Genomic DNA, 9,561 nt, shown 5'->3' with positions numbered 1-9,561 from the left:
GTATGGCGGCGTGACTCACAACCAATGGCCTCCGGCAAACCCGGGGCGGTTCACTGCGCCGCTCGGCCGCGATCGTCGGCGGCAACTCGGCGATCACCTCGGCGAAGGGGCGCGACATCGCGCCTTCGGTCAGCGAGCCGTAATAGAAGCGAGCAGGAAGCTGCTGGATCCCCTTCTTGAAGGCTGCCGCGTCGAGATGCGTATAAGCGCCAAGCGGCTTGTCGCCGGTGATCCAGGCGAACGTTTCCATGATGCGGCGCTGCTGCTTGAGATCGCCCTTCCAGATGCCGTCTGCTTTCAGGTCGACTAGCACATCGCCGATCACGGCGCTGAACGGACGCGCGTCATGGACCTGGAACTGGCTCTCAGCTGGCGGCAGAGCGATCGGAACAACTACCGGGTCGATAGCGGAGGTCAACTTCCGCATCATCTCGGTCGGTGGTCCGAGATCAGCCATCAGCGCCGCGATCGGATCGGCGGCGTCCATGATGTCGTCGTCGAAGACGCGCTGGACACGCGAGCACGCGCTGGCCGCTGCCCGGATCAAGTGAGTTCGAGCAACGGCGATCGCTCCCGCGTGAACGGGGGCGCCGATCGCTTCCAGCCGCTTCGCGACCACGTCGTCGGTCAGCATATCGCGGATCTGCTGCGCATATTCTTCGATCGGCGTGATGTCGGCACCGAGCCCGCGTTCGATCAACTCGGCGCGGTCTTGGTCGGTCAAGCCAAGGTGTCGGTCGGGGCGCCAAATGATCTTGTAGGCTTCGGCTTCCTGTGCGGCAACCTCGGGGACCGATGACGACCAGGAGGCATTCTCATAGGCGCTGTGGACGTAGAAGCTGAGTTGGGCTTCGAGTTCAGCACGGAACAGCGCCTCGATCTCGGGTCCAGTCAGGCGTCGTCCGTCTTCCAGCATCGCATCCACGCTCGACTTCACCAGCACGAAACGCGCCGACAAGATCGACGCTCGGGTGCGCGCGACCCGCGGGTCGGCAGTACCCAGCGCGATCGATAGCGGGGTGGAAATAAGATTTCGGAAATGGATGCGGCGCCGGAAGACATAGCGGCCGGCACTGCGGTAGGCATGGGGGATGTTGCACACGGTGGTCTTCGCCTCTCCAGCGTGTGCCGCCGGCGTGTGCCACACTCATGTGCACAGACCGGAATAACGGCACACGCAAAGTGGCGGAGATCCGTCGCTTTCGCGATAAAGTGGTCGGGGAGACAGGATTCGAACCTGCGACATCCTGCTCCCAAAGCAGGCGCGCTACCGGACTGCGCCACTCCCCGACACGGGCGCCTGCTCTAGTCGGCAATGCGGGAGGCGGCAAGCGACTGGTCGGCCGCCGCGATCACCTCCGCCAGCCCGGCCGCGCGTATGTCCAGCCGGTCCAGCGCGCCCAGCATGCGATCCCACCAGCGCCAGAATGTCGCCAGATCGCGGCCGTCGCGCACATAAGGCGTATGCCCCGGAACCAACGACGGCGAGTGGAAGGCAAAGCTCAACACCCGTTCGCCCTGCCCCGCCGCGATCCGCACGGCCTCGATCGCCTCGTTGATCGGCATTCCTTCGGGGGTCAGGGACACCCGCGACAAGGCGCCGCTCCGTGCCAGGATGCCGCGCCCCTTCGGCACCCGGCCGGCGGCGCTATAGAGCGCGTTGCCGATGCCGCGCGCATAGCCCGTGAAGACGCTGGTCAGCGGCAGTTCGACCATGCCGCCAAGGCGGAACGCACCGTTGCCGATCGCCGAGAAATCGGGACCGCCCTCGGCCGAATAATCATGCGCCGGGCGCATCGAGCAGTCGATCCGATACCCGCGCTCCGCCAGCAGCGCGATGCTGGTGGGACCAAGCCCATAGCGTCCGGCGCGGTAAGCGACGGGGCGGCGGCCGAACGCGTCGGTGATCGCCGCGGTCAACTGGTCGAGCTTGGCCGCCTCCACCGTCCGGGACAGGTTGCCGGCAAAGCTGTTAACCGGGGTCAGGTCCTCGACATAGGGCGGGTTGACCCAGGGGTGGAGCTGGGCACCGACCGTCGTCCGCGGTTCGGCAAGCAACGGCGCGATGTGGCCGATCGCCGCATCGTCGGTGGCGACCGGATAATCGACCATCAGCGCCAGCGGCACGCCGGCCGCCACGAACCGGGCGTGCGCCGCCGGCAAGGCCGCGACCGTGCTGGTCGATCGATTGTCACGCGCGAGCGGCGCCCCCCAGTCAAATTCCTCCTCGGTATCGACGAACACGACAAAACGGGTGCCGAAATCCGCCGGCCATCGGATCCGATCGGCGGGCAGCGGCGCGCGGGGGCGGAATGGGCGCCGCGGCACACCAGGGCGGTCGACTGTCACGTCAGTGCGAGAAAAGCTGCTCCACCGGGTGATCCAAGACGGCCGGCAGCCGCAAAGTCAAGCGATGCTGGTCGACGACCAGCGCGCCGCCAAGCTCACCGGCCAGGTTGCGGGCAAGCCGCAGGGCAAAGCCGGCGCCAAGCAGCGAGGCTCTGGCACCCAGGTCATGATCCTCGGCGTCGATCGCCAGCAACCCGTCGATTGAATAGGCGGCCAGCGCGGCGGGCCGATCAAATCCCAGCGACACCGCGCCGGCGGGGTCGAGCGAGGCGTGAACCGCGACGCGCTCCCCCGCCCCCGTCGCGCCCACCATGGTCGCCATCAGGCGCGAGATGATGCGCTCGACGGCCATCGCATCGCCAGTGATGGTCAGCCCGGGCGGCCCGCGCTCGATCGTGACCGAGCATCCTCGCTCGCGCATCAACGGTTCCAGCGATGCGCCGATCCGCGTGAGCAACGGCGCGACGGGGACCAGCGCGGGGCGCAGCGCGAGCACCCGCTGCTCGATCCGGGCAGCCAGATCGAGATCGTCGATCGCCTCCAGCAGGTCGCGCGTTTCGTCGCGGATCGCACCGGCGCGTTGGCGATAGACCAAAGGCGCCGAGCCCAGGATCTCGCTTTCGATCATTTCGGCGAAACCGGTGATCGCATTGGTCGGCGTGCGAAGTTCATGGACCAGCTGGCGCAGCGATTCGGCACCCGGCATCGCGGCGCGCGCAATCGGCTCTGCTCGTTCGTCGACGCGCGGACGGCGGGCAACCCCGCGATAGCCGGTAAAGCGTCCGGTGGCACGGTCAAAGGCAGGGCTGGCCGAAACCTGCCACGACCCGGACAGCGCCGGGCCAGTCGCGATCTCCAGCCGGGCATCGGCAATCACCGCGCGACGGCGGAACGATCCCAGCACGATCCCGTCACCCCGGATCGGCGCGCCGGCGCCGGCGCCGTCGAGCGGCATCCCGATCAGCAATTCGCGGGGCGCCCCCTCGACCCAGCGGATCACGCCCTGCGCATCAGTTTCGAAGCGGAACTGGTTCGTCGGCAACGCCGCAGCGACCGGTGGTTCGAGCGGGATGAAGGTCGGGCGACTGCGTTGATAGGCATCGATCCGGGCGACCAGGTCGGCGATCGGGAACGGGCCGCCGGCGGTTTCCGTATCGCCCGGCACCGCCCTTTCCCCGACCGGGAACGCGGTCGTCGTGGCACCTTCATCGTCGTTCGCCGGATCGGCCTCGCCGCGCCGCGCGGCCTCGGCAATCACCGGCACGCTCATCGCCGCGTTCATCAGCGTGATGAAGTCGCCATCGGCGACGTTGATCGCCGGTTGCCCCCCGTCGGGGGGGCGGACAACCTCATACGGAGCAGGCAGGTCTTCACGATCGGATAAGGCCGATACCCGATCCGCGGGGCGGTCCTCTCCGACCTTCTCGGCCGGCGGCCCGGGCAAGACGAAATCGGATCGGCCGAAACTGTCGAGCGCCCGCGCAACCGCAGCGCCCAAGTCTCGTCGATGCCGCAACAGCGCGCGCGACGACGGCGGCAGATCGGGGATCAGCGCCAGCCACTCCGCCGGCTGCAGTCGAGCGACGCTCAGCACCGGGGCGGCGATCATCGGCATATCGTCGCCAAACAGGCGGACCAGCCCCGCGGGAGGATCGGCAAAGGCAAGGGATCGCGCGCTCGCTGCGCGGATCGTTGGCGGCACCATCGGCCTGATCTTCGCCAATGCCGCCATCGCCGCCGGCGAGGCAGCCACGCGGCCGCGCCCGATCAGGTCGGTCAGCTGGCGCCACGCCGATTGCGCGCCGAACGGCGTCGCCATGTCGGCGGCCAGCACCGTGTCGAGACTGTCGTCGAACCGCAAAATGGATACCTTGTTGGCGCGCGCTGGGCGGCACCGCCCGAAGGATTTCTTAACCCTTGTGCAGGGTGGACGATACGTTCCTTTTTGGCGCCGCGCCGTTCCTTTTTGACGCGTTGCAATGTGGGACGATTGCGTGGACGGGCAATTATCTTATGCTCCACCCGCCGTGCAGCGAGCAAAAGTTTAAGGAGCATGATGATGGCGCTCGATCGGATCGACCGGCAGATCCTTGGGCATCTGCAGGATGACGGACGCATGACCAACGTCGAACTCGCCGATCGTGTGGGCCTGACCGCGCCGCCCTGCCTGCGCCGGGTGCGGGTGCTCGAAGACAGCGGTGTGATCCGCGGCTATCATGCCGATCTCGACCCCGCGACCCTGGGATATCCGATAACCGTGTTCGCGCTGGTCAGCCTGAAGAGCCAGGCCGAACGCGATCTGGCGGCGTTCGAATCGCATGTCGCCAACATTGCCGAGATCCGCGAATGCCACATGCTCAGCGGCGAGATCGACTATATCCTGAAGATCGTCGCCAGCGACCTGCCCAGCTTCCAGGAATTCCTCACGACGCATCTGACCCCGGCGCCCAACGTCGAAAGCGTCAAGACGTCGCTGACGATGCGGACATCGAAGCACCAACCCGGGGTTCCGGTCGGATGATGCCCGTAATTACCGGGAATGGCGGCATCACCGCCATTCCCGGTGGTTACCCGGCGCCGGACAGATCAGGCAGCCGCGGGGGAATCGAGCCACATCGCCCATAAGGACGCGATGTCGGCACGCGGTGCGCCCTTTACCGCGGCAAAGCTCGCCCGGGCACCCTCCTTGTCTCCGGACAGCGCCAGCGCGATGCCGAGGTGCAGGTTGACCTGGTCGGTATCCGCCACGCCCTTCTGCAACGCCAGACGATAGAGCGGGATCGCCTTGGCATATTCGTCGCGCCCGAGGTAACCGTCACCGGTTTGCGCCGCCACCTCCCCCTTGGGCGCGATGGCCGCCTTCTTTTCCAATGTCGCGAAATTCTCGCCCGCAATGGCGGTGGCGGAGTCGGACAGCAAGCTCTTGGTCGTGCTGCTCGTCGCCGGAATCTTGCCCAGCGTCTTGCCCTCGTTCAATATCGTCCTGGCTTCGTCGGGCAAGCCGATGTCATAGGCCTTCTGGCCATATTCCTCGTAATCGGTCTGGTCGGCCAGCGACTTGGTCCGGCGCATGAGGCGGAAGAGGTCGATCATCTGCCGCTTGTCGAGCTTGACTACCGGTTGCTGCTGCAGCCCGTAGAACACGATCGCATCGCGCCAGGTCTGCGAACTCGGCGACGCCGCGACCCGCCGCTTGATCCACTTGAAGGTTTCCGCCTTCATGCCTGCGGCATTGGTCTTGGCGATGGCGTATTTGTAATAATCGTCGGTCATCGGGCCCTTGGCGGTCCAGACCGCATCCAGGTCGGCCATGCCGCCGGCCACATCGCCGCCCTCGACCTTGGACTTGATCAGATACAGCGGCAAATTGGGCTCGGTCGATCCGGCGGCTTTCGCCCTGGTGAAGAAACCGACCGCGCCGGCATAGTTCCGCTGATCGAACGACACCGTCCCGCGCGTGAAGAGGTATTTGGGCAGGTCGGTCGCCGGCGTCTTGGGACTGGCGATCAGGACGTCGAGCGGCGCGGCCAGCGGCCGGGCATCGAACACCCCGTTGGTCGACTTCTGCTTGTCGTACAGCTTCTGCGATTCGACGGCGTACCGCAGTACCGCGCCGACATATTTCTCGTCGTCGGTGGTGGCCGCGGTCTCGACCTGCGTGATCGCGGCCTCGGCGGCGGGTATGTTGCTGGCGGTGATCGCGTCCTTGGCGGCCTGTGCCTGGACGCGGATCGGTTCGCTCAGCACCAGCGCACCCGCAGGCGGCGTATCCTTTTTCTTGGCATAAGCCGGCGGCGCGGCGACGACCGATGCGGCGCCGATCGTCATCGCGGCCACCAGCGCAGCGCTCGAAATCCTCTTCATGCCCAAACTCTCCTCATGGGGCGCCGACGCCCGTCCGGTACCGCTATAGGGCGCAGCCCCGGACGTTCAAGGCGGCCGCGGGGATGCCCATCCATGGCTGAACGCGCCTTGAACGTCGTGGTTGCCCCGACCGGGCTTTCCGTCCCTCCGCGCGTGCCCGCGCGCGCGCCTGCGTGACATCGGCAGTCCGCTCGGTTAGATACGTCATGGAACCGAAACCCTCCCGAAAGCACCGCCGCCTTGACCGACGAGACCGTCCTCGCCGACCCTTCGGACATCAGCCCGATCAGCATCGTCGACGAGATGAAGTCCTCCTATCTCGATTACGCGATGAGCGTGATCGTCGCGCGCGCGCTGCCCGACGTACGCGACGGGTTGAAGCCGGTGCATCGCCGCATCCTGTTCTCCGCGCAGGAAAGCGGGTTCTTTCACAACCGACCCTATCGCAAGTCCGCGCGGATCGTCGGCGACGTGATCGGCAAATACCATCCGCACGGCGACAGTTCGATCTACGAAGCGCTGGCGCGGATGACCCAGGACTGGGCTATGCGACTGCCGCTGATCGACGGCCAGGGCAATTTCGGGTCGATGGACCCCGATCCCCCTGCGGCGATGCGCTATACCGAGGCGCGGCTGGCCAAGGCGGCGAGCTTTCTGATGGCCGACCTGGACCAGGATACGGTCGACTTTCGGCCCAATTACGACGGCTCGGAAAACGAGCCGACGGTGCTGCCCGCGCGCTTTCCCAATCTGCTGGTCAACGGCGCGGGCGGCATCGCGGTCGGCATGGCGACCAACATCCCGCCGCACAATCTGGGCGAGGTGATCGATGCATGCCTCGCCTGCCTCGACAATGGCGCGATCACCACCGAGCAGCTGATGGAAATCGTGCCGGGCCCCGATTTCCCGACCGGCGCGATCATCCTGGGCCGAACGGGCTGTCGTTCCGCCTATGACACCGGGCGCGGATCGATCGTCCTCCGCTCGCGCCACGAGATCGAGGAGGGGCGCGGCGACCGGCGATCGATCATCCTCACCGAAATTCCTTATCAGCAGGGCAAGAACGCGCTGGTCGAGAAGATCGCCGAAGCCGCCAAGGACAAGCGCATCGAAGGCGTCAGCGACATTCGCGACGAATCGAGCCGGATGGGCGTGCGCATCGTCATCGACCTGAAACGCGATGCGACGGTCGATGTCGTGCTCAACCAATTATGGCGGCACACGCCGGCACAGGGATCGTTCCCGGCGAACATGCTGGCGATCCGTGGCGGCCGCCCCGATCTGCTCAACCTGCGCGACTTCATCCAGGCGTTCATCCAGTTCCGCGAACAGGTGATCACCCGCCGATCGAAGTTCGAACTGGCCAAGGCGCGCGACCGCGCTCATCTGTTGCTGGGGCTGGTGATCGCCGTCACCAACCTGGACGAGGTGGTGCGGATCATCCGTGGCTCGTCGAGCCCGAGCGAGGCGCGCAACGCATTGCTGGTCCGCGAATGGCCGATCGCCGAAATCGCCCCGTACATCCGGCTGGTCGAGGCGATCGAGACCGCGATCGCGGGGGACACTTATCGCCTGTCGGACCTCCAGGTCCGCGCGATCCTCGACCTTCGGCTGCATCGCCTGACCGCGCTCGGCCGAGACGAGATCGCCAGGGAGCTGGCCGAGCTGGCGGCGTCGATCGCCGCGCTGCTGGCGATCCTGGCCGACCGCGCCAAGCTGTATGCGGTGCTGCGCGGGGAACTGGCCGATGTCCGCGCCCAGTTTGCGACGCCCCGCCGCACCACGATCGCCGCCGCCGCCGACGGCATTGACGACGAGGATCTGATCGAGCGCGAGGACATGGTCGTGACGGTCACCGTCCAGGGCTATATCAAGCGCACCAGCCTCGACACGTTTCGGGCGCAGGGCCGCGGCGGCAAGGGCCGCGCGGGCATGGCGACCAAGCAGGAGGATGCGGTCGCCGAGCTGTTCGTCACTTCGACCCACACGCCGGTGCTGTTCTTCTCGACGCTGGGCAAGGTCTATCGGATGAAGGTCTGGCGCCTGCCGGAGGGCGGTCCCGCGACGCGCGGGCGGCCGATGGTCAACCTGCTGCCGCTCGCCGAGGGCGAGACGATCTCGACCGTCCTGCCGCTGCCCGAGGACGAGAGCGAATGGGGCAAGCTCCACGTCATGTTCGCGACCGCCAGGGGTAACGTCCGCCGCAACGCGATGGATGCCTTCACCAACGTGCCCTCGAACGGCAAGATCGCGATGAAGTTCGAGGGCGAGGACGAGGACGACCGGCTGATCGGCGTGGCGCTGCTCGACGAAGCGGACGACGTTTTGCTCGCCACGCGCCAGGGCAAGGCGATCCGCTTCGCCGGCGACGAGGTGCGCGAATTCCAGAGCCGCAACTCGACCGGCGTGCGCGGAATCACGCTGAGACCCCGCGACCAGGTCATCTCGCTGTCGATCCTGCACCGCGTCGGCGCCTCGCCCGAGGAACGCGAGAGCTACCTTCGCTTCGCCCCGTGGAAAGCGGAAAAGGAAGGCGACGCCGACATCGCGCCCGATCGCCATGCCGAGCTGCAGAAGCGCGAGCAGTTCATCCTGACGGTGTGCACGAACGGGTACGGCAAGCTGTCCTCCGCCTATGAATATCGCCGCACCGGGCGCGGCGGCCAGGGGATCACCAACATCGACAATATCGCGAGGAACGGGCCCGTCGTCGCCAGCTTCCCCGCGACCAAGGGCCACCAGCTGATGCTGGTCACTGACCAGGCCAAGCTGATCCGCATGTCGCTGGGCGACCTGCGCGTGATCGGGCGGGGATCGGCGGGCGTCAGGCTGTTCAACGTCGCCGAGAACGAGCATGTCGTCTCGGCCGCGCGGATCGAGGAGACCGAAGGCGATGCCGAGGCGGTGCTGATCGCGGACGAGACCCGCGACCGCGTGCCCGACACCGGGGCGGATACCGGCGACGACAGCGCCGCCGGTCCCGAGGGCGGCGAATGAGCGCGTATCCGTCGACCGCCTACAAGGTGCTGACCGCCGCCGAGCTGGCCGAGCTGGAAGGCGGCCTGTTCACCGGCGCGCCGGTCGATCTCGCCGACGGGTTCATCCACCTGTCGACCGCCGGTCAGCTGACCGAGACGGTGGATCGCCATTTTCCGGGCCGAGCCGACCTCTGGGTGGTCGCGGTCGACCTCGACGTGTTCGCCGATGCCCTTCGCTGGGAGCCGTCGCGGGGAGGACAGATGTTCCCGCATCTGTTCGGCCCTCTGCCGCTTGACGCCGTCATCGCCTATTCGCCGCTGGAGCGCGGCGACGGCGGCATCGTGAAGCTGCCGGTCGCGGGCTGATCCG

7 protein-coding genes and 1 tRNA gene are annotated in these 9,561 nt (G+C 66.8%); 3 read left to right on the top strand and 5 right to left on the bottom strand.

What is annotated here, in order from left to right; genetic code table 11:
• The 4 genes from ACFE7K_RS09315 to ACFE7K_RS09300 form a co-directional block, all read right to left on the bottom strand.
• On the bottom strand, positions 1 to 1,147 hold a 1,147-nt coding region (locus tag ACFE7K_RS09315; protein ID WP_375397910.1), incomplete at its 3' end, for a hypothetical protein.
• Between the two features lie 66 nt (positions 1,148 to 1,213).
• Positions 1,214 to 1,290: transfer RNA gene (locus ACFE7K_RS09310), tRNA-Pro, on the bottom strand.
• Positions 1,291 to 1,305: 15 nt separating this feature from the next.
• On the bottom strand, positions 1,306 to 2,328 hold the full coding sequence (locus tag ACFE7K_RS09305) for a polysaccharide deacetylase family protein (RefSeq protein ID WP_375397909.1): 1,023 nt from the start codon (positions 2,326 to 2,328) through the stop codon (positions 1,306 to 1,308).
• A 22-nt stretch (positions 2,329 to 2,350) separates the two neighbouring features.
• Positions 2,351 to 4,210 carry a sensor histidine kinase gene (locus ACFE7K_RS09300; RefSeq protein WP_375397908.1) on the bottom strand — a complete coding sequence of 620 codons (1,860 nt, stop codon included), beginning with the start codon at positions 4,208 to 4,210 and terminating at the stop codon, positions 2,351 to 2,353.
• A 198-nt stretch (positions 4,211 to 4,408) separates the two neighbouring features.
• On the opposite strand from ACFE7K_RS09300, the gene ACFE7K_RS09295 reads away from it, so the two are divergent.
• On the top strand, positions 4,409 to 4,870 hold the full coding sequence (locus ACFE7K_RS09295) for an Lrp/AsnC family transcriptional regulator (RefSeq protein WP_375397907.1): 462 nt from the start codon (positions 4,409 to 4,411) through the stop codon (positions 4,868 to 4,870).
• Positions 4,871 to 4,935: 65 nt separating this feature from the next.
• Here the strand turns inward: ACFE7K_RS09295 and ACFE7K_RS09290 are convergent, their stop codons facing one another.
• Positions 4,936 to 6,213 carry a hypothetical protein gene (locus ACFE7K_RS09290; RefSeq protein ID WP_375397906.1) on the bottom strand — a complete coding sequence of 426 codons (1,278 nt, stop codon included), beginning with the start codon at positions 6,211 to 6,213 and terminating at the stop codon, positions 4,936 to 4,938.
• A gap of 240 nt (positions 6,214 to 6,453) precedes the next feature.
• Here ACFE7K_RS09290 and gyrA point away from each other — a divergent pair, with 240 nt between their 5' ends.
• Both gyrA and ACFE7K_RS09280 read left to right on the top strand, forming a co-directional pair.
• Entirely contained in the window at positions 6,454 to 9,210 is a 2,757-nt protein-coding gene (gene gyrA / locus ACFE7K_RS09285; RefSeq protein ID WP_375397905.1) for a DNA gyrase subunit A, read from the top strand.
• Complete coding sequence (locus ACFE7K_RS09280; RefSeq protein WP_375397904.1) at positions 9,207 to 9,557, top strand: DUF952 domain-containing protein; 351 nt, start codon at positions 9,207 to 9,209, stop codon at positions 9,555 to 9,557. The genes gyrA and ACFE7K_RS09280 overlap by 4 nt, the downstream gene beginning before the upstream one ends.
• The last annotated feature ends 4 nt before the right edge of the window (positions 9,558 to 9,561 follow it).

Source organism: uncultured Sphingomonas sp. (assembly GCF_964244265.1).
GTDB lineage: Bacteria > Pseudomonadota > Alphaproteobacteria > Sphingomonadales > Sphingomonadaceae > Sphingomonas.
The sequence above is the reverse complement of the archived record's forward strand: the minus strand, read 5'-3'. Positions and strand labels throughout refer to the sequence as shown.

Coding starts and splice junctions, on each gene's coding strand:
- ACFE7K_RS09295 (WP_375397907.1), top strand. CDS start 4,409: ATGGCGCTCGATCGGATCGACCGGCAGATCCTTGGGCATCTGCAGGAT.
- ACFE7K_RS09290 (WP_375397906.1), bottom strand. CDS start 6,213: ATGAAGAGGATTTCGAGCGCTGCGCTGGTGGCCGCGATGACGATCGGC.
- ACFE7K_RS09280 (WP_375397904.1), top strand. CDS start 9,207: ATGAGCGCGTATCCGTCGACCGCCTACAAGGTGCTGACCGCCGCCGAG.